A 26,738-nucleotide genomic window follows, 5' to 3' on the forward strand; every position below is an offset into this window, starting at 1 on the left:
GTGTCACAGGTTTGATTGTCCGATCGTCTGCAATCGACATGACTACGATCACCTGGATCTTCAGCGGAATGCTGGCGATTGTCTTCACGATCTCCGGCGTCCTGAAGGGCGTCATGTCCCGCGCTCGTCTCATCGCCACCGGTCAGACCGGGATCGCCCCGTTCCCGATGCCGCTGGTCCGCTTCGTGGCTGTGTGCGAGCTCCTGGCGGTGGCCGGCCTGTTCGCGCCTTGGCTGACCGACACCGCCCGCGTCCTCACCCCACTCGCGGCCGTCGGTCTGTGCGTCGTCATGATCGGGGCGGCCACCTCCCACTCCTCGCTGCGCGAGCCCCGCTCGACAGCCGCCAACACCATCCTTCTGGCGCTGGCGGCTTTCGTAGCGGCAGCTCGGTTCGCCGGCCTCTAGCGCCGCAGCTGACCGGTCCTGGCTCGTTCGAGCAGACTCCCGGCAGCGGCCGGTGTGGTCGTCGCCGACTTGGCGGCGTCAGCGGCTGTGACTGTGGGGAGCACCGGCTTGGTCGTGGAGAAGAGCCAGGTCTGGAACAGGCCGTCGAGCTGTTGCCCGGAGATCTTCTCCGCGAGAGCGATGAACTGGCCCGTCGTGACATTGCCGTTGCGGTTGGTCTTCGCCCAGGTCCGCAGGATCGTGAAGAAGTCCGCGTCCCCGACGGCGAGCCGCAACTGGTGCAGTGTCATCGCGCCGCGGGCGTACACCGCGAAGTCGAACAGGTCGTCCGGCCCGGGGTCGCCGATCGCCAGCGTCCAGAACGGGTCGTCGGCCGGGAACAGGTTGTAGAAGAAGTCGAAGTTCTCCTGCGCGGTACCCAGCCCCTCACGGTCGCTCCACAGCCATTCGGCGTACGTCGCGAACCCTTCGTTCAACCAGATGTGCTGCCACCGCTGCACCGCGACGCTGTCGCCGAACCACTGGTGCGCGAGCTCGTGCACGATCACGTTCTGGCCGTTGATCTCGTCCGTGAAGAAGTCGCGGGCGTAGATCGGCCGGGTCTGGTTCTCCAGCGCGAATCCCAGGCCGTCCACGTCGTCGACGATGCCGCCGGCGGCCGAGAACGGGTACCGGCCGAACGTGCCGGCCAAGAACCCGACGATCTCGCTCTGGCGTGCGAAGGAGGCCTCGACGACCTCTCCGGTGGTCGGTGGGGCGTCCGTGGCCGTGCCGGCGATCCAGTCGTTCGGGTTCGGCGTGCTGCCGGCCGGCGGGCCCGGTACGGACCAGCCGTCGAACGGGACGCTGTCGGCCTCGAACGACGTCGTACCCTCGCCGGTTGAGACGACGATGTCGTCCACGACGACGCCTGGAAGCTGGACCAGGTCGTCGCTGGCGTACGTGATCGACACCTCGACGCTCGCGCCCGCATAGGCGGACAGGTCGACCTTCCACTGCTCGTATCCGTTGCTGCGACCGCTGGCTCCCCACCACGCGCCACTCGACCCGGTCGGCGTACACGTGCCGTCAGGCTGAGCGGTCTGGTAGTGCGTGAGGAACGGATGCAGGTCGAGCCAGAACGGGCAGACCTGGCCGGTGTCCTGACTGGTGTGGCCGTTCCCGTCGGGCAGCGTGGTCCAGTCGTCCTGGCCGACGCTGCGCGCCTCGACGAACACGTGGTCCCAGCCCGGCTCGGTGTCGCGATTGATCCAGAACGACAGGTCCGCGCCGCCGGCCGGCACGCTGATGGTCCGGGCCAGCCGCTTGTACGACGGCTCGTCCGTGTCCACGCGCAGGGACAGGGCGTACTGCTGCCCGGTCCGCGGTACCTGTTCGTCGAACAGGTCGGGATCGAACGCGTCCCAGTAGCGGATTCCCTGCCGCTGGTAGGCGCGTACGTCGAACTGCCCGATCGTCGCCGTGGCCAGGTAGGACGCCATCGGTTCCTTGGCGTCCCACGTCCAGGTCGTCCAGCCGTGGCTGGTTCGCTTGTCCTTCAGGACGCCGTTCGCGATCGCTGCGAGACCCGCCGGCACGGTGACCTTGAACGTGTACGCCGCCTTGTCGCTCGGATGGTCGTTCACCGGGTACCAGGTGTCGGCCACGTGCGGCTCGCCGATCACGTCGGCGCCGTCGTCGGTGTGGATGAACCCGCTCCCGTCACCGAGGGTCTGCGGTACGCCGTCGTACCGGATCACCGTGGTGAAGTTCTTCGCCTTGGGCAACCCGGACCGCGGCTTCACGGTGAGTTCGTCGGCGGCTCTGGACCAGTTCGCTGCCCGGCCGTTCACGCTGACGGACCGAACAGTCAGCCCCTGCAGGTCCAGGTTGAACCGGGACAGGTTCTGGGTGGCGCGGGCGGTGATCGTGGCGACGCCGGTGATCCGGTCGGTCGCCGGAACGTACTTCACGTCCAGGAAGTAGTGCTGGACGTCGTACCCGCCGTTCCCGTCGGTGCCGAAGTACGGATCGCCGGCACCGGGCGCCCCCGGCGTGAACTGTGCGGTGTGATCGGACGCAGGTGCCGTCCCCGTCCCCAGACCGAGGCTCAGCATCGTGACGAGTGCTCCGGACAGCAGCACGCTCGCTCGTCGGAACATCATTCCCCCTCCGCTGCGCTGTGCAATTGGTCACTTTGAACCTAGGAAGCACAGCGCAGCGAGGGAAGGGCTCGGACCCCTTAGGTCTGGACCAGTACGGCGACGGTTCGCGCCGGAACCGTGACCGTGCCGGTGGACGCGGTCCAGGTCGTCTGCTTGACCACCGGATCCGATCCGGCTGCTTGGACGGGGGACAGGCTCAGGTTGGCGCCGGTCAGACCGGGGACCTGTTGCGTGACGGTGGAGCTCGTGGAGTTGAAGACGACGACGAGGCCCTTCAGAGCCGGGTCGACGTTCGGGCCGACGGTGTCGTCGACGCGCATCGTGATGACGCCCGGCGTCGTACCGCTCAGGGGGAAGCTCAGTTTCTGGTTGATCAGGTCGGCGGTGCCTAGACGGAACAGTGGTGTGGAGAAGCGCAGCTTGAGGAGGTCGGCAGCGGCGGTCGAGGCTTTGGTGACGTCGGTCGCCGACGGCTTCAGGGCCGGGTTGCCGAGCAGCGGTTTCATGTACTGCCACTTGGCCTCGTTGTCGGTCTTCGGCGGCAGCCCGTGGCCGAAGCCGTTGTCGGCGCCGGTCCAGTCGAGCGTGTTGAACCAGTCACCCGAGTCGTACGAGTTGCGGTCCAGCGACTTGCTCCGCAGCAGGTCCGCGCCGGCGTGCCAGAACGACGGCGTCTGCGCCAGCGCGGTCGTTGCCAGCGACAACGTGTTCATCCGGATCCGGTCCGGCATCGGCAGGTTCGTCGGCAACTTGTACGTCAGGGTGTCCCACAACGTTTCGTTGTCATGGGCATCGACGTACGTGATCACCTCGTCGGGCTGGTCGGCGTACCCGGCCGGTGAGCCGTTGTAGTCGACCTGATCACCACGGACGTCGGCACCGGACGATGCAGACTTGAAGGTGAACGATCTGAGGTTGCCGGCCAGCCCTAGTTGGACCAGGTCGGTGTCGTGGGCGAGCCGCTGGGCGCGCTCCGCCGGCGTACCGTTCACCGGGTCACCGTTCGGGTCGCTCGCCTCGCCGGAGCCGAAGCCCTGGATCCGCGGGTTCTCGTCGAACGGCCCGCCGCCCCGGACGCCGTCTCGCAGCCGGTCGGAGAAGGTTCCGATCCCGGTGCCGCCGAGATTTCCCTGCCGGGCCTGGACGAACAGCGCGTCGTTCGCGACCTCGCCGAAGTTCCAGCCCTCGCCGTACAGGTAGATCGACTTGCCGTCGACGCCGTCCTTGGCGAGTGTCAGCTTGTCCAGCGCGGCGCGGACCTTCAGCATGTTCGCCTTGGTGTGGTGACCCATCAGGTCGTACCGGAAGCCGTCCACGTGGTAGTTGCGCGCCCAGCTCACCGTGCCGTCGACCATGATCTTCTCGGCCATCGCATGCTCGGTCGCGATGTTGCTGCAGCAGGTCGAGGTCTCGACCTTCCCGGTGGTGTTGAGCCGCTGGTAGTACCCGGGCACGATCTGGTCCAGCACCGACGTCGGTGCCTGACCCGCGGCCGGGGTGTGGTTGAAGACCTGGTCGAGGACGACGCGCAGCCCCGACTTGTGCAGTCCGCCGACCATCGTGCGGAACTCGGAGACGCGCGCCAGCCCGTCCTTCTGCGCGGCGTACGACCCCTCTGGTGCGAGCCAGTGGAACGGGTCGTAGCCCCAGTTGAACCCGTCCTTCGCAGCCACCGCTGTCACGCAGGCCTGCTGCTGCTCGGAGTCGGCCGGCAGCGACTTCAGATCGCACGCCGGCGTCTGCTGCCCGGTCTCGGGGATTGATGCAATGTCGAATGTCGGCAATAGGTGGACCGTGTTGAGCCCGGCCGCCTTGAGCGACCGCAGGTGCTTGGTCCCGTTGCCTTCGTCGGCGAAGGCCAGGTAGGTACCGCGGTGTGCGGCGGGCACGGTGCTGTCGTTGATCGAGAAGTCCCGAACGTGCAGCTCGTAGATGGTCGAGTCGACACCCTGCGGGAGCTTCGGCGACGGAGTGGCCGACCAGAGCGCCGGCTTACCCGCCGGATCGTTCAGGTCGGCGGCCACGGAGTACGTCGAGTCTGTGGTCAACGCAACCGAGTACGGGTCGGTGACGACGTTCGTCTCGACCTTGCCGGTGCTGGGTGCGTACACCTTCACCTGGTAGCGGTACGACGCGTTCTTCCACGACCGCGGTCCACTGACCGACCAGGAACCGTCGCCGTTTGTGTGCATGGGGATTGTCGACGATCCGATCGTCAACCGCACATCCTGGGCGGTCGGCGCCCAGAGGGTGAAGGTCGGCTTGCCGCCCTGCCAGGTAACGCCGTACGAGCGACCTGTCGCGTTCCCGTACACGTCGTCGAGCACACCTGGTATCTGTACGCCGGTAGCGTCCAGCAGCCGCCCTGCGTCGTCGTACTGCGCGAGACCGAGCTGGCCGGTGAGTATCATGCGAACGTCCGCGTGGTCGAGCCGGAGCGTCGTGTACCCCGGTTTCACCTCGGCGGGGTCGTAGCGCAGGGCAGCCGAGGAACCGCCGATGTCGTTCGCGTCGATCTTGAGCGAACCGGTGTCCGACCAGTGCAGCCGCCACCGGTACCGCTCCGCGTGGTCGACCGCAGGTACGGCGAGGGTGTTGCGGTTGACCCAGTACGCCTTCGCCTGGCTCAGGTCCGGCTGTGCACCGGGCTTGGCCGTCGTCACCGTGAACTGGTGGGTCGCGAGCACGTACGAGAAGGTGACGACCAGCCCGTCCGACGGCACTGCGACCGGTACGTTCTGAGCCGGGTAGCTCTCGTCCCAGGACAGGTTGTGCGCCACCTTCGCCTCATAGTTGCCCGCCTTCAACTCGCTGGTGGACCAGGTGTAGGTCCCGTCGCCGTCCTCGTCGGTCAACCAGGGTCGCATGCAGGAGGGATCCCAGTCGGTCGGACAGCCCAGTGCGGTCTGGAACGACCCGGGCGCCGTGATGATCGGCCCCTGTGCGGTGGACGTCGCGTAATGCCGTCCGTGCTCGTAGTAGAAGGTGACTGGTGTGGCCGGTGCGGTGTACGAGATGTTGGCGCCGTTGGCGACACCACCTGCTCCGTAGTTCTCGTCCCACGTCTTGTTGATCGCAGCCTTGTAGGCGTGCTCACCAGGAGGGAGCGTGTACGTGCCCTTCCACACCTTGTCCTTCGCGTCCAGCGTCAGCTGAGCCTGATCGCAGTCCGGCGACCAGTCCGCGGGGCAGCCCATCTCGCTGTTGTGGTCGCCCGGGACAGACACGTTGGCCGGCTGTACGACGGGACCCGTCCCGCCACCGCCCCCACCCGGTGCAGCAGCGTCACCAACCACGCCGTACGAGCCGGACACCGAGTAGTTGCCCGAGACATCCCGCAGTACGGCGCGGTACTCCAGCAGCGTGCCCTTGGCCAGCCCCGACACGTCGTGGAACACGCGGTACGGCGCGTTGTCGTCGGCACCGAGCCGCTGCCACGCCGTCGTACCCACAGGCCGGTAGCCGAACGTCACTGTCACCGGTGTGTTCGTCGGCACCGCAGCAGCGATCTCTGCACGCCCGCCGACCGTCGCACCCACCTCTGGCGAGCTCATGTAGACGCTCGGCGCCTTAGCGCGCGGCGGGACCTTGGTCTGGGCCTGGTGCACCGTCACGGACAGAGGAGCCTGGCTGACGGCCACCCTGCCCTCGCGGTCGGTCTTCACCGACTTGGAGCTGCCGTACACCGGCTTGAGCCACGTGTTCGGTCCGTACGTCGCCACTGTCGCAGCGGCCGCTGTCTTCGAGTTGTTGGCGACCACCAGGTACTCGACGTTGTCGCTGCCGAGCCGGCTGAACGCGTACAGGCCGTTGGTCTTGGACGAGTACCTGTGCACCTGCCGCCCGTTGGACAGGGCCGCGTACTTGGCCCGCACCTTCGCCAGCTCCGCGATGTGCTTGTACATCGGCGAGTTGACGTCGTACCTGTCCTTGTGGCCGATCGTCGTCGTACCTGTGCCGTCGACGACCTCGTCGTCCGCGTAGTCGGTGGTCTGGGTCGCGAACATGTCCTGCCGCGCGTCCTTGTCACCACCGGGTCCTGTGAAGCCCTGCTCGTCGCCGTAGTAGATGACCGGCTGGCCGCGGGTCAGGTACATCAGTGAGTGCGCGAGCTTGTCCCGTGCGAGCAGGTCCTGCCCGGCGGCGCCGCTCTGCTTCAGGAACGTGCCGACGCGCCCCATGTCGTGGTTACCGAGGAACGTCGGCAGCTCGTACGCGTTCGAGTCCGTGTCGGTGTAGTAGTCGTCGTCCGCGTAGAAGTCCTGCAGCTTGGTACTCGGGTCGCCCTTCGCGTACGCGACCGCGCTCTGCTGGAACCCGAAGTCGAGCGTCGCCTGCAGCGCGCCCTTGGTCGTGTACGTCGACATGAACTGCGGATTCGCGTCGAAGACCTCGCCGAACATGAAGAAGTCCTTGGACCCGGCTCCACGAGCAGCCTCCAGGATCGCGGGCGAGAACTTCTGCCAGAACTCGAGGTTCACGTGCTTCACGGTGTCGATCCGGAAACCGTCGATGCCGAGCTCGGCCCACGTCTTGTAGACGTCGATCATCCCGTCCCGGACCTTCGGCTGCTCGGTGAACAGGTCGTCCAGCCCGACGAAGTCGCCGTACTCCGCGCTCTCGCCGGCGAACGTCGAGTCGCCGCGGTTGTGGTACAGCGTCGGGTCGTTCAGCCAGGCCGGCACCTTGACGCTCTCGTCGGCCGGAGTCCGGAAGACCGGGACGTTGGGGAAGGAGATGTTCTTGTCCAGCGCCGGGAACGTGTCGCCGCCGGCGTAGTCCTTGTCGTTGAACTCCTTGCCCTGGGCATCCTTGTACGGCGATGTGGACTTCGGGATGTAGCCGTACTGGCCGGACTGGTAGTCGATCACGTCCGCGGTGTGGTTGGTGATGATGTCGAAGAAGACCTTCATGCCCTTGCGGTGCGCGAGGTCGATCAACTGCTGCATGTCGGCGTTGGTGCCCAGATGCGGATCGATCTGGGTGAAGTCGGTGATCCAGTACCCGTGGTACCCGGCGCTCGCGTTCGCGCCGGAGCCCTGCACCGGCTGGTTCTTGAACGACGGAGTCAGCCAGATCGACGTCGTACCGAGGGACTTGATGTAGTCGAGCTTCTGGATCACGCCGGCCAGGTCGCCGCCGTGGTAGAAACCCTTGTCCTTCGGGTCCAGCCCGGTCTGCAGCCGGTCACCGGTGAGTCCGCCGGCGTCGTTCGCCTTGTTCCCGTTCGCGAACCGGTCCGCCATCAGGAAGTAGAACCGCTCCTTGGTGAGGTCCGGTCGCAGGCTCGGCGTCGCGAGCGCTTTGTCGGCGGCCGTCACAGTCGGCCCGGCGAGCTCCACCGGCGTCATGGTCACAACGTGACTGGTTTCGTTGTAACTGAACCGCACCTTGGCCCGGCCCTCGAGCCGCAGCGGGATGTTCTGGCCGTCCCGCACACCGCCGGCGCCGTAGTTCTCGTCCCAGCTCTTGTTGACCGTGACCTTGAACTCGTACGACCCGGCCGGTACGTCGAACACCTTCGTGTACGGCGCACTCGCACCCAGACTGGACGCGTCGCAGCCCGGATCCCAGTCGGTCGCGCACCCCAGCTCGTTCTGCAACGAGCCCGCGACGGTGATCACCTTGTCCGCCGTCACTTGGGCCGGAGCCGGTGCTGCCGTGGCCAACCCCAGTACGACCACTGCGGCCGCGGTGAAACCTGCTGTCAAACGCCTGAACCCGTGCATGACGTGCCCCTCCCCGGCGACTCAACCCTGCCGGGGACGCTAGCCGCCGCCTTTTACCGTGAGGAGGGCTCGAATGTCACGGTAAGGTCACGAGGTCCGGAAGCGTGGTCTCGATCGGTGTGCGCAGCACAGTCGTCGCCTGCTCGTCGTACGGCGTCGGCTGTGCGTTCACGATGACCAGAGGCTTTCCGGCGTTCAGTGCGAGGTCGCAGAGACCAGCGGCCGGGTAGACCTGCAGCGACGTACCGATGGCCAGGAACAGGTCGGCTGACTCGGTGGCTGCGACAGCTCGGTCCAGCACGGCCCGGTCGAGGGACTGGCCGAACGAGACGGTCGCGGACTTCAGGATCCCGCCGCACACCTCACAGGCCGGGTCCTCGTCGCCTGACTCGAGTCGTGGGAGTACGTCGGCCATAGGGATCCGGCGCTCACACTGGAGACAGTCGACGTACCAGACCGTGCCGTGCAGCTCGTGGACCAGCTCCGGTGACGAGCCGGCCCTCTGGTGCAACCCGTCGACGTTCTGCGTGATCAGACCGGTCAGACGGCCCTGCCGCTCCAGCTCGACCAGAGCGAGATGACCCGGGTTCGGCTCGACCGTCCACGCCGGCACGGCCAGCCGGTGCTTCCAGGTCGCCACCCGCACCTCGCGACTGGCGACGTACTCGTCGATATCGAACATCGCCTCCGCCGCCGGGTCCTTCGTCCACAACCCCTGCGGCCCTCGAAAGTCCGGTATCCCCGAAGCAGTCGAGATCCCGGCGCCGGTCAGTACGGCGATGCGTTCAGCGTTCAGCACACTTGACCTTGACACAGGGACAACCCCGATCGTCAAACACATGCTTTCCTACATCGGCTCCGGACCGTACTGCTACAGCAACAGCCTGGCGATGGTCCTCGGCGACCAGGCCCCGTCTCCCGCCGTCATCGAGGTCCTCACCGGCTCACCGTTCGGCGTACAACTCCTCTCCGGTCGGCTACCGCTCTTCGATCCCTACGGCTGGGACGGGGAGATCGGACTGGACGCCGCTATCGACCTGCTGGGCTGGACCTGCACCAGCGCCGGCGCGTCGTCGCCCGAAGAAGCGCTCGACCGACTCCGTACGGCGGTGCAGGACGGGCCGGTGCTCGTCGGACCACTGGAGATGGGCCTGTTGCTGTACCACCCGGGCGCAGGCGATCCGATCGAGGCCGACCACTATCTGGTCGTGCAGGCGATGGACTCCGACCGCGTGCTGCTGCACGACCCGCAGGGCTTTCCCTACGCCACGCTGCCGCTGGACGCCTTCCTGGCCTCTTGGCGGGCCGAGTCGATCAGCTACAAGCGCTACGGCTACAGCATGCGCTCGGGCTTCCAGCAGGTGCGGGACGTGAGCGTGGAGGATGCGCTACAGGCGTCGGTACCCGCGGCCAAGGCCTGGGTCTCGCTTCGGGGCGACGTCGTGGTGTCGCCCGGAACCGTCGGGAACGAGGAGGCTTTGGAACGCTTCGCCGAGCTGCTCGAACAGGGCCTGGATCCCGGCATCCACGGACTGATGGCGCACTTCGCGGTGCGCGTGGGCGCCCGGCGGCTCGTCGACGCGGCCACGGCGATGGGCCGGATCGGGCTTCGTGATGCGAGCGCGATCCTCGACTCGCAGGCGCGCCTGGTCGGCAGCCTGCAGTACGAGCTCACCGCCGGGTCGGTGTCGGCCGCGGCGGCAATCGTCCGGAAGCTGCAGCCCACCTACTCCGAGCTGGCCCGGGTGCTCTGAGCCCAGTCGGTGGCCAGGACGGACATCACGATCTCGTCCACCCATTCGCCCTCCCAGAGGAGCGCGTCTCGCAGGACGCCCTCGGTCTTGAAGCCGGCCTTCTCGTAGGCGCGCCGGGCGCGCGGGTTGAAGGTGTAGACGCCGAGGCTGATCCGGTGCAGGCCGAGCTGCTCGATGCCGTAGCCGACGATCAGCCGGGTCGCCTCGGTGCCGAGGCCGCGGCCCTGGCCGGACGCGCCGATCAGGATCCGGAAGTTGCAGCACTGGTTGTCCCGGTCCCAGTCGTTCAGCACGGCCTCACCGACGACGGCACCCGACGCCTTGTCGACGATGGCGAGGTCGAGCCGGTCGGTCTGGTCCTTGCGGGTCCGCATCCATTCGCGGGCCTGCTCCTCGCCGATCTCGCCGTGGCTGCCGGTCAGACGAGCGACGTCCGGGTCGTCCATGGCGGCACTGAGTGCTTCGTAGTCGCCCTCGTCCAGTTGGCGCAGGACCACCAGGTCCCCGGCGAGCGTCGGCTTGTACGCGAAGTCGGTCACGTCGCGCAGTGTGTCAGCTGACCCGCCGTACGACGTATTGGTTTTCTCCGGCCGACACCAGCTCCTGGGAGCGCATCCGGCACCATGCGGGGATGTCGGTCGCTGCGGCTGGGTCGTCGGCCAGCACCGTCACTGTGTCGCCTACGGCAACAGTCGGTAGCGTCTTGGCCAGTTTGATCACCGGGAGTGGACAGAGCAGGCCACGGCAGTCCAGGTCGACGTTCACATGCCTACCTCCGCCCGGATCCGCTGCACCAGTCCTGGAAGCACACCACAGAACCGCTGCACCTCGTCATGGGTCGTGTCGCGCCCGAGAGAGACACGGACGTTGCCATGGGTCAGGACGCCCATCGCTGCGAGCACGTGCGAGGGCTGGAGCGTGCTCGACGTACAGGCGGAACCACTCGAGACAGCGAACCCCTCAGCGTCGAGGGCGGTCACCAGCGCCTCGCCGTCCACATAGAGACAAGAGAACGTGAGGATGTGCGGTAGGCGGTCTTCCGCGTCGCCTACTACCTCGACATCGGGGATGTCCGCGGCCACACGACGGCGTACCTCGTCGATCCAGGCCCTGTGCCGCTTGCCGAGCTCCTCCGCCTCAGCCAGTCGCGCCTGCAACGCAGCTGCCGCGGCGAGCGCGTTGGGGACGTTCGGGAACCCGGGGGAGAGGCCGTCCTCCCGCTCGTCCATCGGCCACGCCGGTGCGATCCGCGTGCCCTTCTTCACAGCCAGTAGCCCGACGCCTGCGGGGCCGCCCCACTTGTGGGCGCTTGCCGCGAGCACCGACCAGCCCGCCGGTACGACGTCGTGCCCGACCGACGCGGACGCGTCAACAAAGAGAGGTACGTCGCCTGCCGCCGCCGCAGCCGCCTCGATCGGCTGCCGCGTCCCCACCTCGTGGTTCGCCGACTGCAACGCAGCCACGGCCACACCAGGTCGTCGTACGGCGTCTGTGAAGGCAGCCAACTCGACCCGCCCCAGCCGGTCCACGCCGACCTCGGCAGCCGCCTCACCAGCCGTGTGCAGTACGGCGGAGTGCTCGACCGCACTGTGCACGATCGTTGCCCCGACCCGGCTGCGCGCGGCCCGTACCGCGGTCAGGCCGGCCTGGATCGCCGCCGTACCGGAGGTGGTCAGGTACAGCTCGTCCGGCCGCACACCGACCGCGTCCGCGAGGACCGCGCGGGCGTTGTCCAGCAGCAGTCTCGCGGTCCGGCCCTCGTGGTGCAGGCGCACCGGATCGGCCCATCCGGAATCCACTGCCGACAGCAACATCTCCCGCGCCGCGGGGTGCATCGGCTCGGCCGACGCGGCGTCCAGATACGCACGCTCACTCACAGGGGAAACGCTAAGCCCTACCTATGCGCGGAGACGCGAATGGTGTCCAGTAGTGTTTGGTCGTCAGTCTCACTTGGGAAGGGAAAGGCGCCCCGTGGGTTCGAACGGCACGCCCGGAGTGGAGAAGCGACCGGCAGGTTCTGCCGGCGCCACACGGCCGGCGAAGCGTCGCCTGCTGGTCGGCAGTGCACTGGTGCTCGGCACCCTGCTGCTGACCGGTTGCTCGACGGCGACCACTGAGCAGTGGAAACGACTCGGTCTGCCCGAGGGCGCATCGGACCGGACCGAGGCCATCCGCAGCCTCTGGATCGGGGCGTGGATCGCCGCCCTGATCATCGGCGTGATGGTCTGGGGCCTGATCCTGTGGGTCGTGGTGCGGTACCGCAAGCGCAACGACGAGGCACCCCGGCAGGTGCGGTACAACCTGCCGCTCGAGGTGCTCTACACCTTGGCCCCGTTCGCGATCATCGGTGTGCTGTTCTTCTACACCGTCGAGCACGGCAACAAGGTCACGCACATGGACGCCAACCCGGCGCACACCGTCAACGTGGTGGGCCAGCAGTGGCAGTGGACCTTCAACTACAAGGACACCGTCGACGGGCAGCAGGGTGTCTGGGAGACCGGCACGATGGACAAGCCGGCCACCCTATGGCTGCCGGTGAACGAGTCGGTCCACTTCGACCTGACCTCGCCGGACGTCATCCACTCGTTCTGGGTGCCGGCGTTCTACTTCAAGCTCGACGTGATCCCGGGCAAGACGAACAAGTTCGAGCTGACCCCGACCAAGACCGGCACCTTCGCCGGCAAGTGTGCCGAGCTCTGCGGGCTCTACCACAGCCGGATGGTCTTCACGGTCAAGGTGGTCTCCCGCGACGAGTACGACGCACACCTGCGCGAACTGGCCGCCAAGGGCCAGACCGGCGCCGCAACCGGTGGCGCCGACGCCACCACCATTCCCGGTACAGGGGGCGAGAAGTGACCGACTTCGCCGAGCGCACCGGCGCTATCGGTAGCACCAGCGCGCTGCCCCGGCGGCGCAGCAAGGGTGCGTTGCTGGTCAAGTACCTGACCACGACGGACCACAAGCTGATCGGGCACATGTACCTGATCACGTCGTTCGCGTTCTTCCTGATCGGCGGCGTGATGGCGCTGCTGATCCGCGCCGAGCTGGCCAAGCCGGGCCTGCAGATCGTGAACGAAGAGGTGTACAACCAGCTCTTCACGATGCACGGCACGATCATGCTGCTGCTGTTCGCGACCCCGCTGTTCGTCGGCTTCGCGAACGAGATCATGCCGATCCAGATCGGCGCCCCCGACGTCGCGTTCCCGCGGCTGAACATGTTCAGCTTCTGGCTGTTCCTGTTCGGCGGCCTGATCACGATCAGCGGCTTCTTCACCCCGGGCGGCGCGGCCGACTTCGGCTGGTTCGCCTACGCCCCGCTGTCGAACGCGGTCCGTTCGCCGGGGATCGGCGGCGACCTGTGGATCATGGGTCTGTGGATGGCCGGTCTGGGCACGATCCTCGGTGCGGTCAACTTCATCACCACGATCATCACCATGCGCGCGCCCGGTATGACGATGTTCCGGATGCCGATCTTCACCTGGAACATCCTGGTCACGTCGATCCTGGTACTGATCGCCTTCCCGATCCTGGCGGCGGCGCTGCTGATCCTGGAGGCGGACCGAACACTCGGGGCCCATGTCTTCGACGCGGCCAACGGCGGGCCGATACTTTGGCAACACCTGTTCTGGTTCTTCGGGCATCCCGAGGTGTACATCATCGCGCTGCCGTTCTTCGGCATCGTGACCGAGATCCTGCCGGTCTTCAGCCGCAAGCCGGTCTTCGGCTACATCGGTCTGGTCAGCGCGACCCTCGGTATCGCGGTCCTCTCGGTGGCGGTGTGGGCACACCACATGTTCGTCACCGGCGCGGTGAACCTGCCGTTCTTCTCGTTCATGACGTTCTTGATCGCGGTCCCGACCGGGGTGAAGTTCTTCAACTGGATCGGCACGATCTGGGGCGGGTCGGTCTCGTTCGACACCCCGATGCTCTGGTCGGTGGGCTTCCTGACCACCTTCCTCTTCGGCGGCCTGACCGGCGTCATCCTGGCCTCGCCCGCGCTGGACTACCAGCTGTCCGACTCGTACTTCGTGGTCGCGCACTTCCACTACGTCGTCTTCGGCACCGTGGTGTTCGCGATGTTCGCCGGGTTCTACTTCTGGTGGCCGAAGTTCACCGGGCGGATGCTCGACGAGCGGCTCGGCAAGCTGCACTTCTGGCTGCTGTTCATCGGCTTCCACACCACGTTCCTGGTGCAGCACTGGCTCGGCGTCGAGGGCATGCCGCGGCGCTACGCGTCGTACGGCGCCAACGAGGGCTTCACCACGCTGAACGAGGTCTCCAGCGTCGGTGCCTTCATCCTGGGCGCGTCGATGCTGCCGTTCTTCTACAACATCTACAAGTCCCGCAAGACGCCGCTGGTGGGTGTCGACGACCCGTGGGGCTGGGGCCGCTCGCTGGAGTGGGCGACCAGTTCGCCGCCGCCGCGGCACAACTTCGAGAAGCTGCCCCGGATCCGTTCGGAGTCCCCGGCGTTCGACCTTCACCACGCCGACCTGGCGCTGGCGGAGTACCCGGACAACCGGGCCGGCAAGGACAACCTGCTGGACGCGGGTGAGGACCAAGGCCGCGTCGAGCATCTGATCGAGCAGGCCGAGTCCGATGCCGGGAACGACGGGAAGGACAAGGCGTGAAGGTCGAAGCCTGGGTCTTCGGGATCCTGAGTGTGTTCGTGCTCGTCGTCACGCCGATCTACTGGCTGATGTCCGAGGACCCGACCGGCACCACCGCACTGGTGATGACGTTCTTCCTGTCGCTGCTGGTGGCGTTCTACCTGAGCGTCACGGCCCGGCGGATGGACGCGCGTCCGGAGGACCGCAAGGAAGCGGAGATCGTCGAAGGGGCGGGCGAGCTCGGCTTCTTCCCGCCGTACTCCTGGTGGCCGCTGTGGTGCGCGCTGACGCTGGCGGTGGTTGTCCTCGGCATCGTCTTCGGCTGGTGGCTGTTCATCGCCGGCTGCGGGATCGGCATCGTCACGCTGAGCGGGTTCATCTTCGAGTACTACCGCGGTGACCACGCTCACTAGTTGAGAGTCGTACGAAAAACGCCGTCCGGGAACGAACCGGGCGGCGTTTTCGTGCGTCTGTAGTACTGCGAATCCGTACGGAGCGTTGTGGACCGTACCGGAACGGCGCGTGCGGGTGCACAGAAATGTCGCTGCGGCAGGTTACCCTTACCGCGGTCTGACTAAACAGGGGAGAACTGGGGAATGGTGAGCAGTTCGGTGAGGAAGCACGGCCTTGCCGTGGCGGGGATCTGCGTCCTGCTGCTGGCCGGCACGGCCTGCAGCGACACAGAGGCCGGCGGCGGCTCCGGTGGCGGCGGACAGTCGACGCCCAGCACGTCCACGTCGCAGAGCAACTCGCCAGGTGCCTCCAGCACGCCAGGGAGCTCGACGACCCCGTCGGAGACCCCGGCGTCGGCCAGTATCGCGATCGTGCCCGCCAAGGGCGCGTCGGCGGTGCAGCCGGACAAGCCGGTGACGGTGACCACCACGGCCGGCAAGCTGGCCGCGGTCACGCTCAAGGACGACGACGGCGACAAGGTGACCGGCAGCTTCAACGCCGAGAAGACCCAGTGGACGTCGTCGCCGCAGCTGAAGCCCGGCGCCACGTACACGGTGAGCGGCTCGGCCGAGGGCACCGACGGCGCCACCGTGCCGATCAGCTCGACCTTCAAGACGCTGAAGGCGTCGAAGAGCCTGAAGGCCTCGGTCGTCCCGCTGAACGGCGAGACCGTCGGCGTCGCGCTACCGGTCCAGATCTTCTGGAACAACCCGGTCAAGGACCGTGCGGCCGTCGAGAAGCGGCTCTCCGTGAAGACCTCGGTGCCGGTCGACGGCAGCTGGCACTGGGTGAACAGCAAGCAGGTCAACTACCGCCCGAAGAACTACTGGCCGGCCGGCACCAAGGTGACCGTCAACATCGGCACCCTGGGCGTCAACGCCGGTAACAACACGTGGGGCACCGCGAGCCGGACCATCGCGTTCAGCATCGGCAAGTCGGTGGTCACCAACATCAACGTCAAGAAGCACACGATGGCGGTGACGATCAACGGCAAGCTGGCCCGGACCATCCCGATCACCGCCGGCAAGGACGGCTTCACCACCCGCAGCGGGGTGAAGGTGATCATGGAGAAGTACCCGGTGAAGCGCATGGACGCGGCGACTGTCGGCCTGAAGCCTGGCGACCCGGAGTACTACAACATCCCGGACGTGAAGTGGGCGCAGCGCGTCACCAGCTCCGGCGAGTTCATCCATGGCGCCCCGTGGTCGTCCGGCAGCCAGGGCAGCTCCAACGTCAGCCACGGCTGCGTCGGCATGAGCCTCAAGGACGCCCAGTGGTACTACAACCAGACCCTCCGCGGCGACCCGGTGATCGTCACCGGCACCAACCGCCACATGGAGCCCGGTAACGGCTGGACCGACTGGAACGGCACCTGGGCCGCCTACAAGGCCGGCTCCGCCCTCTCCTGACGCACCAAGACGCAACAGCCTCCTCCCCGCATGCCCGCGGGCAGGAGGCTGTTGTGTTTTCAGAACGCAGCCCACACCTCGTCGGCATGGAGGGATGGGAGGGAGTGGTGGGTCGCTGTTTCGAGTTGTATGACGGTTGCGGCGGGGGAGAGTGTGTTGACTCGGCGGGTCAGTTGAGCCGCGTTGTGACTCTTGCTGCGGCCCGCGGCGAAGACCAGGGGAGCGAGGTCTCGCAGCTGGTCGTCTGTGGGTCGTTTGGTGCGGACGAACGGGGTTGACGGCTGCTCTGCGGCCAGACCAGCCAGCTCTAGGACCTGAGGGTCGAGTGGGAGGCCCTGGGTCTCCCAGCGCAGGAACGAGTCCGTGCGCTTTCTGGACGGCCGCAGCAGGCTCGGCAGAGCTCGGAGGATGTACGGGACACGCAGGGCGACGTAGCAGTCCGTCGGGTCGAGCAGAGCCAGACGCTCCACGCGGTCCGGGTGGTTGATCGCGTACGTGAGTGCGATCCAGGCGCCGTACGAGTGACCGCACAGCACCGTCCGGCCGATGCCGAGTCCGTCGAAGGTGTTCGTCAGCCACGTGTGCAGATCAGCCGGCGTCTTGGGCGTCCGACCACTGTTCGTGCTCCGGCCCGCGTCGACGATCAGGTCGATCGCGTAGACGCGATACCGCTCAGCGAGCCGCGGCGCGATCGTGAACCACACCGGTGACGTCGCTCCATGCCCCGGCAGCAGTACGACGGGCGGTCCGTCGGCAGGACCGCATGCGTTGACGTGGGTCGTACCGAACTCGTCGGTGAGCTCGAGCTGGTCGACCGGCACGTCCCAGCGGGCGAGGAGAGCGTCGTACGCGTCCTGGAAGCTCATGCTGCCGAGAATAGCTCACTCAGTGAGGTAAATTGTCGGGCATGCGTAAAGGAGTGACACCAGCCGACCCGGAACGCGCCGCCGCACTGGAGGTGGTGCACCTGCTCCGGGAGGTCGCCCTACGGTACGACCTGGCGGTCGGAGAATTCGCCCGGACGACGGCCTTGCACGGGACCGACGTACGGGCGCTGGTACGCCTCCTGGACGCCGAACGCGCCGGGGTGGAGGCCACGCCCAGTTGGCTCGCTCAACAGCTTGGAATGACCTCTCAGGCGACGACAGCCGTCATCCACCGCCTGGAGGCCGCCGGGCACGTCGAACGCCTCAGAAGCCGAACGGACGGCCGCAGCGCCCGCCTCCAGGTCTCCGACAGTGCGGTAGCCCTGGGCTGGCAGTTCTTCGGCCCGCTCCTGGACCGCCTGGTCGCCACCACCCAGGCCCTCGAGCCCGGCGAACGTGCGCTGGTGAAGGACTACCTGTCTGCTGCCTCCGCCGCACTGGCATAACAAGAAGGGCCCCGGCGAGTGCCGGGGCCCTTCTGTGTTCGTGCGACGTCAGGAGCGGTCGCTGGTGACCTCGCGGTAGGTCTCCGTGTCCTCCGTCAGCTCGTGGATCTCGTCGGCGTCATGAGCGTGCTCGTGCGCCTCCTCGACCTCCTGAGTGGTCGGCTTCTGCACCGCGTCGGCGAAGTAGAAGCGGGACAGCGCGGCGCGGGCCTTGTTCAGCGCGCGACGCGGGGCGCGGACGCCGTTCTCGTCGGTCTCCGGGCCGATCTCGTGCGGCACGAGCCGGTCCCGCGCGGTGATCGAGTACGCCTCGTAGGTCGAGATCGGCTGGTGCTTCTCGGTGTACTTGCCCTCGGGGGAGCGCATGATCACACCGGTCTCCAGGCCGTGCAGCAGCCGGTCCTGATCGGCGCGCTGCAGCGAGATCGCCCAGCGGCGTGCGATCCAGAAGCCCAGGATCGGGCCGAGGATCACCGCGAACCGCAGGAACCAGGTCACATGGTTCAGCGACAGGTTGAAGTGGGTGGCGATCAGGTCGTTACCGCCGCCGATCCACAGCATCGCGTAGAAGGTGATGAACGCGACGCCGATACCGGTCCGGGTCGGGACGTCCCGCGGCCTGTCGAGCAGGTGGTGCTCGCGTTTGTCACCGGTGATCCAGCCCTCGATGAACGGATAGAGCGCGACCAGGGTGACGAACGCCGGTGGCACGATCAGCGCCGGGATGATCAGGTTCCAACTGAGGGTGATGCCCCAGAAGTGTGACTCGAAGCCGGGGAATATTCGCACCGAGCCTTCCAGCCAGCCCATGTACCAGTCCGGTTGCGCACCTGCGGTGACCTCGGCCGGGTTGTACGGCCCGTACAGCCAGACCGGGTTGATCTGCATCAGTGCGCCCATCAGCGCGGTGATGCCGAAGACCACGAAGAAGAAGCCGCCGGCCTTGGCCGTGTACACCGGGAACAGCGGGTAGCCGACCACGTTCTTCTGGGTCCGGCCGGGACCGGCGTACTGCGTGTGCTTGTGGTACACGACCAGGAACAGGTGGGCCGTGACCAAGGCCAGGATGATGCCCGGTATCAGCAGCACATGGACGATGAAGAACCGTGCGACGAAGTCGTCACCGGGGAACTCACCGCCGAAGATGAAGAAGTTCATGTACGTGCCGACCACGGGTGACGCCTGGATCATGCCGTTGGTGATCCGTAGACCGGTACCGGACAGCAGGTCGTCGGGGAGGCCGTAGCCGAGGAAGCCCTCGATGATGCCCAGGAACAGCATCCCGAAGCCGATCAGCCAGTTCAGCTCGCGCGGCTTGCGGAACGCGCCGGTGAAGAACATCCGGAGCAGGTGCACCATCATCGCGGCGATGAACAGCACGGCCGCCCAGTGGTGGATCTGCCGCATCAGCAGACCGCCGCGGACGTCGAACGTGATGTCCAGCGTGGAGGCGTAGGCCTCCGACATGTGCAGACCCTTGAGCAGGCTGTACGAGCCCTGGTACTCGATCTCGGCCATCGACGGCTTGAACCAGAACGTCAGGAAGGTGCCGGTCAGGATCAGGATGATGAAGCTGTAGAGCGCGATCTCGCCCAGCATGAAGGACCAGTGGTCCGGGAAGATCTTCCGCAGGTTCTTCTTGCCGATCTTCGCGATGCCGAGGCGATCGTCGACCCACTTGACCGGTCCAGGGAACTCTGTGTTTGTTGACACTGTTGTCACCCTCGTTCGAAGAAGCTCGGGCCGACCGGCTCGTGGAAGCCGCTCTGCGCAACCAGGTAGCCCTCGCTGTCCACTGCCAACGGTAGCTGAGGCAGCGGGCGGGCAGCGGGGCCGAAGACGACCTTGGCGCTGTCGGCCAGGTCGAAGGTCGACTGGTGGCACGGGCAGAGCACGTGGTGCGTGGTCTGCTCGTACAGCGAGATCGGGCATCCGACGTGGGTGCAGATCTTCGAGTAGCACAGGATGCCGTCGATGCCCCAGTTCTCCCGGCCCGGCTTGGTGCGGATCTCGCTCGGCTTGATCCGGACCACGATCACCGCGGCCTTCGCCTTGGCGTTCTGGTACTCCGACGAGTTTTCCTCCTGCAGCGGGGCCAGGTTGGCCGGCGCCGCGTTGACCAGCTGGCCGACGACCAGGTCGGACGGCTTGATCGGGCGGTCGGTGACGTCGTTGACGACCCGGATGCCCTTCGCCCAGATCGTGTTGTAGAGCGCCCGGCCCGGCAGCGGACCGAGGTCGCGGAGCAGGATGACCGCCGGCAGACCGAGGACGCCGAGCGCGCCGATCAGCGAGTTGCGGATCATCTTGCGCCGGCCGAAGCCGGACTCCTCCGCACCTTCCTTGAAGGCCTCGGTGATCTCTGCGATCTGCTGCGGCGACGAGTGCGCGGCGTGGCGCTCCTCGGAGATCTCCTCGTCCACCATCAGCTTCTTGGCCCACTGGATCGCGCCGGCCCCGATCAGGAACAGCGCGAGGCCGATGCACAGGCCGATGACCATGTTGTTCGCGTTGCCGGACAGCGGGCCGAACTCGAGGATCGAGTCCCGCGGGATGGCGAAGTACGCGACACAGGAGCCCACCACCAGCAGCGTCGCCAGGCCGAACATGCCCGACACCTGGCGCTCGGCACGGTCGGCCGCCTTCGGGTCGATGTCGGTGATCCGCGGCTCGTGCGGCTCCAGACCCGGGTCCGGGATCGGTTCCGCCACCTCGACGGTGCCGTGCTCGTCCTCGGGCTTCACCGGCAGATTGTCGTTACTCATTCGGCCTTCGCTCCCTTGGCCTTGACGCCCTTGGCGCCGATCCAGACCGCTACCGCTACCAGCAGACCGATGCCGACGAACCAGCCCCACAGGCCCTCGGACACCGGGCCGAGCCGGCCGAGTCCGAAGCCGCCCGGGTCCTTCTGGGTCTCCAGCGCCTTGAGGTAGGCGATGATGTCGCGCTTGTCCTCGGGCTGCATGACCTGGTCGGAGAAGACCGGCATCTGCTGCGGGCCGGTCAGCATGGCCTCGTAGATGTGCTTCTCACTGACGCCCATCAGCGACGGCGCGTACTTGCCGTTCGGCAGCGCGCCACCGCGACCGGCGAAGTTGTGGCAGGCCGTGCAGTTGGTGCGGAACAGCTCGCCGCCGCGGGTGACCTGCTCGTCGGTGGCCTTGCTCACGTCGTACGACTCGGAGCCCGGAACCGAAGGGCCGGGGGCGAGCGAGGCGACGTACGCGGCCAGGGCCTCGATCTCCGTCTCGGAGTACGCCGGGGCCTTGCGCGGGATCTGTGCGCCCGGCTGCATCGCGGGCATCCGGCCGGTGCCGACCTGGAAGTCGACCGCGGCCGCGCCGACGCCGATCAGCGACGGGCCGGCCATCTTGCCCTCGCCGTTCCCGCCGCCCTCGGCGTTCAGGCCGTGGCAGCTGGAGCAGCCGACCGCGAAGAGCTTCTTGCCCTCTTCGATCTGCTGCGACTGGGCCGAGTTGTCCGCCACCGCGTTGTCAGGGGCGAAGGCGGCGTACGCCGACCCCACTGCCAGGAGGCCGAACAGGAGCACGACGAGGCCGGCGGACCGGTGCCGTCGTCGCGCGGAGAGAAAGCGCGCCGGTGACAAGGAAGGTCTCTTCTCACTCATTTGAGCAGGTAGATGGTCGCGAACAGGGCGATCCAGACCACGTCGACGAAGTGCCAGTAGTACGACACGACGATCGCCGAGACGGCCTGTTCGTGGGTGAACTTACGAGCCATGTACGTCCTGGCCAGGACGAACACGAAAGCTATGAGGCCGCCGGTCACGTGCAGACCGTGGAAGCCGGTGGCCAGGTAGAACACCGATCCGTACGCGTTCGACGAGATCGTGATGCCCTCGTGCACCAGTTCGGCGTACTCGGTCACCTGGCCGGCGATGAAGACCGCGCCCATCAGGTACGTGAGGATGAACCACTCACGCATGCCCCAGTTGCGTGGGTTCGCCAGCGAGCCGACCCGGCCCACCTTGCCGTGCTCGGCGGCGAACACACCCGCCTGGCAGGTGAACGACGACGCGACCAGGATGAACGTGTTCACCGAGGCGAACGGGACGTTCAGATGGTGCGTCATGACCTCCCACAGCGTCTCCGTGCCCGGAGCGGCTGCGGCGGTCGTCACCGACCGGATCGTGAAGTACGCCGCGAACAGGGCGGCGAAGAACATCAGTTCGCTCGAGAGCCAGACGATCGTGCCGACACTGACCATGCTGGGACGGTCATGATGCCCGTGTTCACGAGACGCTGGGAGCGCGGTTGCAGTGGCCACGCGGTCATTATGTCGGTCCTCGTATCAACTGACACGACCACCCCCATGCATGTCGGCAACTAAGTGTTTCTACTGTGGAAGCGTGCTTCCCCTTCACGCCACGCCCGGCGACCGGATCGAGCCGCTGACACCGCTCCGGTTGCTGACGGCATGGACCTTCGAACCGGTGTTACTCGCCGTGATCGTCGTACTCGGCGCGATCTATCTGTACGGCGTCCACAAGCTGCGCAAACGCGGTGACAAGTGGTCCCGCGGCCGGACGTTCGCGTTCGTCGGCGTCGGGCTCGGAAGCGCCGTGATCGCCACCCAGTCGGCGCTCGGCACCTACGACACGGTCCTGATCAGCGTGCACATGGTGCAGCACATGATCCTGTCGATGCTGACGCCGCTCGCGCTGGCGCTCGGCGCGCCGGTCACGCTGGCGCTGCGGACGCTCCCGCAGCGGCCGCGGAAATGGTTGCTCTCCGTGTTGCATTCGCGGTTCGCGAAGGTGGTCTGCTTCCCGCTGGTCGGCTTCACGCTGTTCGTCCTGAGCCCCTGGGCGCTCTATTTCAGCGGCTGGTACGACGCCACGCTGCATTCGACCGTGTTGCACGACCTGCTGCACCTGCACTTCATTCTGGTCGGATCGCTGTTCTTCTGGCCGCTGCTCGGGCTCGACCCGGTGCCCGGCCGGGTGATCTACCCGTTCCGGCTGATCCTGACGTTCCTCACACTGCCGTTCCACGCGTTCCTCGGCATCACGATCATGTCCGCGAACAAGCTGATCGCCGAGGACTGGTACACCAGCTTCGGCCGCTCCTGGTCGCCGTCGCCACTGCGCGACCAGTACATCGCGGGCGGCCTGCTGTGGGGCTCGGGCGACATCGTCGGCGTGGTGTTCTTCGCCGTACTGTTCGTCCAATGGGTGCGTGAGTCACAGCGTGAGGCGCGCCGTGAGGACCGGCGCCTGGACCGGTTGGAGGAACAGGCTCGCAGGGCTGGACAGGCGCCCCGGTAGCATTCCGGGTGTCCAGTCGTCTTTTGAACAAGCTTGGGATGGATCGATGAGTTCAGAGCGTCCGCTGAAGGTCCTGGTCTACAGCGACGACCGTACGACGCGGGAGTCCGTCCGGCTGGCCCTCGGCAAGCGGCCGGCGGCCGATCTGCCCGAGCTCGAGTACGTCGAGTGCGCCACCGAGCCGGCCGTCATCAAGACCATGGACAAGGGCGGGATCGACCTGGCCATCCTGGACGGCGAGGCCGTACCGGCCGGCGGTCTGGGGATCGCCCGGCAGCTGAAGGACGAGATCTTCCAGTGCCCGCCGGTGCTGGTCATCACTGGCCGCCCGCAGGACGCCTGGCTGGCGACCTGGTCGCGGGCCGAGGGCGTGGTCTCGCACCCGATCGACCCGATCAAGCTGGCCGAGGTCACCGCGGACCTGATCCGCCAGCGGCTGGCCAAGCTGCCCGCCACGACCGCCTGACACACCATGTCCGATCCAAGGGGCGCCTACAGCTGGCCCCAGGTCCTCAATCCGCTGCTGCGGCGTGAGGACCTGGAGGCATCCGCCACCGCATGGGCGATGGAGCAGATCCTGTCCGGAGCGGCCTCGCCCGCGCAGCTCGCCGGCTTTGTGATCGCGCTGCGTTCCAAGGGCGAGACGGTGATCGAGGTCGAGGGCCTGGTCGCGACGATGCGCGACTTCGCCACCCGGATCTCGGTGCCCGGCCGGACGCTCGACGTCGTCGGCACCGGCGGTGACCAAGCCCACACAGTGAACATCAGCACGATGTCCGCGATCGTCGCCGCGGGCGCCGGCGCGAAGGTGCTGAAGCACGGCAACCGCGCGGCCTCGTCGGCCTGTGGTGCGGCCGATGTCCTCGAAGAACTGGGCATCCCGCTCGATCTGACCGCGGAACAGGTGGCCGAGGTGGGGGAGCGGGCCGGGATCACGTTCTGCTTCGCTCCGGCGTTCCACCCCGCGTTGCGGCATGCCGCCGTACCTCGTCGTGAGCTCGGAGTGCCGACCACGTTCAACTTCCTCGGCCCGCTGGCGAACCCGGGCAACCCGTCCGCGCAGGCGGTCGGCGTCGGCGACGGCCGGATCGCCGGGCTGATGGCCGGCGTACTGGCGCGGCGCGGGATCGACGCGCTGGTGTTCCACGGCGACGACGGGCTGGACGAGCTGACCACGCGTACGACGTCGCAGGTGTGGATCGTCGGCGGCGGTGAGGTCGAAGGACCGATCACGCTCGACCCGCGCGAGCTGGGCATCGAGCCGGTGTCCGCGGACGCGCTGAAGGGCGCTGACGCGACGTTCAACGCGAAGGTCGTGCGCGCACTCGTCGACGGCGAGCCGGGGGCGGTGCGGGACGTCGTACTGCTGAACGCCGGCGCGGCGCTGGCGGCGTACACGCCAGAGGCAGGCAGCCTGACGGAGCGGATCCGGACCGGGATGGACCGTGCGGCCGAGGCGATCGACTCCGGGGCAGCGAAGGACGTGCTGGACCGGTGGATCACTGCCTGCGCCGAGGTGCGCGGCTGACATTGCTACAGCAGAAGGGCCGGCGGGTGTTCCCCCGCCGGCCCTTTTCTACTTGCTCAGCTTCATCTGGGTGACCTTGTAGCGCCAGACGTTCTGCCAGTCCGGGGTGGAGCCGGCGAGGTCGGCGACCGAGACCGCCGCCGTACCGTCACCGCGGTCGACCACCGCGATCATGATCGTGGAGAACGTCTCCGGCAGCTTCGGCACCTTGACGGGGACCTTGGCGACGATCTCGTGGCCCGGATGGCCGTTGATCGTGATCGGCTTGTGGATGACGCTGCCCTTGATGACCTGCGTGTCCTTGTCGTACAGGTTGACGAGCGTGCGACCGCCGACCTGGGCCGCAGCTTGCCTGAGACCGGCCGGGGTGTTCGTGTAGGCGATCTCCGGCGGGAGCTGACCGAAGGCGACGTAGTTGCCCCAGCTCTTGCCCTTGACGTAGTTGCTGTGCACCGTCAGCCAGATCGCGGCGCCGCCCCACAGTCCGGTGCGCTCGTAGGTGTTGCCCCAGGCCGAACTCATGATCGGCATCGAGTCGTTGTTGGAAGCAACCATCTCGGTCCCGAGCACCTTGCCGACCGGCGTCGGCGTCTTCGTAGGCTTCGCCGACGGATTGACCGTATCCATCGGCTTCCCCATCGTAGGCAACGCGACCCCAGGGACGGCCTCAGCCTTGGTCCACACCCACCCCGCACTCAAACCGGTAGCAGCCAACGCCGCCACCACCAGAACCACAGCCCCAACAGCCCGAGCCCGCCCGTTACCACCCGACACCCCACCGACATACCCACCCGAGTGCGCCCCAGCCGTACCAGCACCGTGACCGCCCGAGTGCGCCCCAGCCGCTCCAGCACCGTGCCCACCCAAGTGCGCCCCAGCGCCGTGGCCGCCGGAGTGCGCCCCAGCACCCTGACCACCTGCTTGCGCGCCAGCCGCCCAGGGCACCTGCCCAGCACCTTGCCCACGGGCCTGCCCAGGACCGTGCACCCCGGACTGTCCACCAGCCGCCCCAGCACCATGCCCGCCCACGGCAGCACCTTGCCCACCGGACTGCCCAGCACCTTGGCCGGCGCCGTGCCCGCCTGCGGCAGCACCTTGCCCACCGGCTGCTCCAGCACCCTGCCCGCCCGCGCCCGCGGCGTACGGCCCAGCCGCACGCGAGATCACCTCAGTGAACGCCAACGGCCCACCCTGCGCCCCACCACGCGACCCAGCCTGCCCGCCACCAGCCGACCCACCCTGCTGCCCACCTTGCGGTCCGCCTTGCCGAGGACCCTGCGCTCCAGCCTGCTGCCCGCTCTGCGGCCCACGTGGCTGAGAACCCTGCTGCCCAGCCTGCTGACCGCCTTGCTGGGCACCAGCCTGCTGTCCGCCTGGCTGTGCACCGGCCTGCTGACCGCCTTGCTGAGAGCTCTGCTGACCGAACTGTGGCCGACCAGGCTGAGGCCCGGTCGCCTGCACCTGCCAGCCACTCGCCTGCGGACCCTGCTGCTGCACACCCCACATCTGCCCCGCCTGGCCCTGCCCCGGCCCAGACTGCCCAGGAGCGGACTGTGCAGGACCCGGCTGCCCCGAACCCTGCGGCTGCCCCGGACCCGACTGTGCGGGACCCGGCTGTCCCGAACCAGGCTGTGCGGGACGTGACTGCGGTTGCCCCGGCTGTGGTTGCGCGGCTTGCGGTTGACCTGCTTGTGACGGCTGACCCTGTTGAGGCGACACCGGCCGCTGTCCGCCGTACTGCGGACCAGCCGGAGGAGCCGCATGCTGCGGACGCCCCTGCTGCGCACCTGTCTGCGGGCCACCTGACTGCTGCGCACCGGATTGCTGGCCGGACTGCTGGCCGCCGGACTGCTGAGGTCCTCTGTGCTGTGGCCCAGTTGGTTGTGCACCTGGCTGCACACCCCACGTCGCGCCATGCGTGCCTTGCTGCGGCTGCGTGCCCGACTGTTGCGGGCCTGGCTGCGGCTGCGCGCCTGACTGCTGTGCGGTCGGCTGCTGAGGGTTCGCAGGCTGCGGCGGTTGGTTGGTCCAGTGTTGTGCTTGGC

23 protein-coding genes are annotated in these 26,738 nt (G+C 67.3%); 10 read left to right on the forward strand and 13 right to left on the reverse strand.

All coding sequences use genetic code 11. From position 1 onward, the window contains the following. Positions 1-38 precede the first annotated feature (38 nt). On the forward strand, positions 39-407 hold the full coding sequence (locus OHB24_RS27890) for a DoxX family protein (RefSeq protein ID WP_327633812.1): 369 nt from the start codon (positions 39-41) through the stop codon (positions 405-407). On the opposite strand, the gene OHB24_RS27895 is transcribed toward OHB24_RS27890, so the two are convergent. The 3 genes from OHB24_RS27895 to OHB24_RS27905 form a co-directional block, all read right to left on the reverse strand. After that, complete coding sequence (locus OHB24_RS27895) at positions 404-2,551, reverse strand: M1 family metallopeptidase (RefSeq protein WP_327633813.1); 2,148 nt, start codon at positions 2,549-2,551, stop codon at positions 404-406. The two genes, OHB24_RS27890 and OHB24_RS27895, sit on opposite strands and share 4 nt — an antisense overlap. Positions 2,552-2,628: 77 nt before the next feature. Continuing rightward, on the reverse strand, positions 2,629-8,280 hold the full coding sequence (gene pulA, locus OHB24_RS27900; RefSeq protein ID WP_327633814.1) for a pullulanase-type alpha-1,6-glucosidase: 5,652 nt from the start codon (positions 8,278-8,280) through the stop codon (positions 2,629-2,631). Between the two features lie 76 nt (positions 8,281-8,356). After that, positions 8,357-9,079, reverse strand: a complete 723-nt coding sequence (locus OHB24_RS27905) for an SIR2 family NAD-dependent protein deacylase (protein WP_327633815.1) — start codon at positions 9,077-9,079, stop codon at positions 8,357-8,359. Between the two features lie 40 nt (positions 9,080-9,119). On the opposite strand from OHB24_RS27905, the gene OHB24_RS27910 reads away from it, so the two are divergent. Continuing rightward, complete coding sequence (locus OHB24_RS27910; RefSeq protein WP_327633816.1) at positions 9,120-10,034, forward strand: hypothetical protein; 915 nt, start codon at positions 9,120-9,122, stop codon at positions 10,032-10,034. Here OHB24_RS27910 and OHB24_RS27915 read toward each other — a convergent pair. Genes OHB24_RS27915 through OHB24_RS27925 form a run of 3 tightly spaced genes read right to left on the reverse strand, consistent with a single transcriptional unit; the run spans position 10,007 to position 11,911 of the window. Next, positions 10,007-10,573 carry a GNAT family N-acetyltransferase gene (locus tag OHB24_RS27915; RefSeq protein ID WP_327633817.1) on the reverse strand — a complete coding sequence of 189 codons (567 nt, stop codon included), beginning with the start codon at positions 10,571-10,573 and terminating at the stop codon, positions 10,007-10,009. The two genes, OHB24_RS27910 and OHB24_RS27915, sit on opposite strands and share 28 nt — an antisense overlap. Positions 10,574-10,586: 13 nt before the next feature. After that, positions 10,587-10,799: a sulfurtransferase TusA family protein gene (locus tag OHB24_RS27920; RefSeq protein ID WP_131342193.1), complete on the reverse strand. Its 213-nt coding sequence runs from the start codon at positions 10,797-10,799 to the stop codon at positions 10,587-10,589. After that, the gene (locus OHB24_RS27925) at positions 10,796-11,911 is read right to left on the reverse strand and encodes a cysteine desulfurase family protein (RefSeq protein WP_327633818.1); all 1,116 of its coding nucleotides are present in this window, start codon (positions 11,909-11,911) and stop codon (positions 10,796-10,798) included. Before OHB24_RS27925 ends, OHB24_RS27920 begins: the two co-directional genes overlap by 4 nt. Before the next feature lie 94 nt (positions 11,912-12,005). Here OHB24_RS27925 and ctaC point away from each other — a divergent pair, with 94 nt between their 5' ends. The 4 genes from ctaC to OHB24_RS27945 all read left to right on the forward strand — a co-directional run bounded on the left by ctaC (position 12,006) and on the right by OHB24_RS27945 (position 16,506). Beyond that, positions 12,006-12,890, forward strand: a complete 885-nt coding sequence (ctaC, locus tag OHB24_RS27930; RefSeq protein WP_327633819.1) for an aa3-type cytochrome oxidase subunit II — start codon at positions 12,006-12,008, stop codon at positions 12,888-12,890. A 26-nt stretch (positions 12,891-12,916) separates the two neighbouring features. Further along, positions 12,917-14,665, forward strand: coding sequence for an aa3-type cytochrome oxidase subunit I (ctaD, locus tag OHB24_RS27935; protein ID WP_442914002.1), 1,749 nt, complete (start codon positions 12,917-12,919; stop codon positions 14,663-14,665). Next, positions 14,662-15,057, forward strand: coding sequence for a cytochrome c oxidase subunit 4 (locus OHB24_RS27940; RefSeq protein ID WP_130380095.1), 396 nt, complete (start codon positions 14,662-14,664; stop codon positions 15,055-15,057). Before ctaD ends, OHB24_RS27940 begins: the two co-directional genes overlap by 4 nt. A gap of 198 nt (positions 15,058-15,255) precedes the next feature. Then, positions 15,256-16,506 (forward strand): L,D-transpeptidase, encoded by a 1,251-nt coding sequence (locus tag OHB24_RS27945; protein WP_327633821.1) that lies wholly within the window; start codon positions 15,256-15,258, stop codon positions 16,504-16,506. A gap of 59 nt (positions 16,507-16,565) precedes the next feature. Here the strand turns inward: OHB24_RS27945 and OHB24_RS27950 are convergent, their stop codons facing one another. Further along, a complete protein-coding gene (locus tag OHB24_RS27950; protein WP_327633822.1) occupies positions 16,566-17,372 on the reverse strand; it encodes an alpha/beta fold hydrolase in 807 nt (268 codons plus the stop codon). A gap of 41 nt (positions 17,373-17,413) precedes the next feature. Between OHB24_RS27950 and OHB24_RS27955 the strand changes: the two genes are divergently transcribed. Continuing rightward, on the forward strand, positions 17,414-17,878 hold the full coding sequence (locus OHB24_RS27955) for a MarR family winged helix-turn-helix transcriptional regulator (protein WP_327633823.1): 465 nt from the start codon (positions 17,414-17,416) through the stop codon (positions 17,876-17,878). A gap of 48 nt (positions 17,879-17,926) precedes the next feature. Here OHB24_RS27955 and qcrB read toward each other — a convergent pair whose 3' ends face one another. The 4 genes from qcrB to ctaE are packed head-to-tail and all read right to left on the reverse strand — an operon-like array spanning position 17,927 to position 22,165. Then, positions 17,927-19,600: a cytochrome bc1 complex cytochrome b subunit gene (gene qcrB, locus OHB24_RS27960; protein WP_327633824.1), complete on the reverse strand. Its 1,674-nt coding sequence runs from the start codon at positions 19,598-19,600 to the stop codon at positions 17,927-17,929. Continuing rightward, positions 19,597-20,643, reverse strand: a complete 1,047-nt coding sequence (gene qcrA / locus OHB24_RS27965) for a cytochrome bc1 complex Rieske iron-sulfur subunit (protein ID WP_327633825.1) — start codon at positions 20,641-20,643, stop codon at positions 19,597-19,599. The genes qcrB and qcrA overlap by 4 nt, the downstream gene beginning before the upstream one ends. Then, positions 20,640-21,506 (reverse strand): cytochrome bc1 complex diheme cytochrome c subunit, encoded by an 867-nt coding sequence (gene qcrC, locus OHB24_RS27970; RefSeq protein ID WP_327633826.1) that lies wholly within the window; start codon positions 21,504-21,506, stop codon positions 20,640-20,642. Before qcrC ends, qcrA begins: the two co-directional genes overlap by 4 nt. After that, complete coding sequence (gene ctaE / locus OHB24_RS27975) at positions 21,503-22,165, reverse strand: aa3-type cytochrome oxidase subunit III (protein WP_327633827.1); 663 nt, start codon at positions 22,163-22,165, stop codon at positions 21,503-21,505. The genes qcrC and ctaE overlap by 4 nt, the downstream gene beginning before the upstream one ends. Before the next feature lie 82 nt (positions 22,166-22,247). Here ctaE and OHB24_RS27980 point away from each other — a divergent pair, with 82 nt between their 5' ends. The 3 genes from OHB24_RS27980 to trpD are packed head-to-tail and all read left to right on the forward strand — an operon-like array spanning position 22,248 to position 24,693. Continuing rightward, on the forward strand, positions 22,248-23,165 hold the full coding sequence (locus OHB24_RS27980) for a cytochrome c oxidase assembly protein (RefSeq protein ID WP_327633828.1): 918 nt from the start codon (positions 22,248-22,250) through the stop codon (positions 23,163-23,165). 46 nt (positions 23,166-23,211) lie between these two features. After that, entirely contained in the window at positions 23,212-23,631 is a 420-nt protein-coding gene (locus OHB24_RS27985; RefSeq protein WP_327633829.1) for an Rv3143 family two-component system response regulator, read from the forward strand. 6 nt (positions 23,632-23,637) lie between these two features. Then, complete coding sequence (gene trpD / locus OHB24_RS27990; RefSeq protein WP_327633830.1) at positions 23,638-24,693, forward strand: anthranilate phosphoribosyltransferase; 1,056 nt, start codon at positions 23,638-23,640, stop codon at positions 24,691-24,693. 48 nt (positions 24,694-24,741) lie between these two features. Here trpD and OHB24_RS27995 read toward each other — a convergent pair whose 3' ends face one another. Beyond that, the gene (locus tag OHB24_RS27995) at positions 24,742-25,320 is read right to left on the reverse strand and encodes a hypothetical protein (protein WP_327633831.1); all 579 of its coding nucleotides are present in this window, start codon (positions 25,318-25,320) and stop codon (positions 24,742-24,744) included. Between the two features lie 68 nt (positions 25,321-25,388). Continuing rightward, positions 25,389-25,796 carry a hypothetical protein gene (locus OHB24_RS28000; protein ID WP_327633832.1) on the reverse strand — a complete coding sequence of 136 codons (408 nt, stop codon included), beginning with the start codon at positions 25,794-25,796 and terminating at the stop codon, positions 25,389-25,391. Positions 25,797-26,738: the final 942 nt, after the last annotated feature.

It is taken from the genome of Kribbella sp. NBC_00482 (assembly GCF_036013725.1).
In the GTDB taxonomy this organism is placed as follows: Bacteria; Actinomycetota; Actinomycetes; order Propionibacteriales; family Kribbellaceae; genus Kribbella.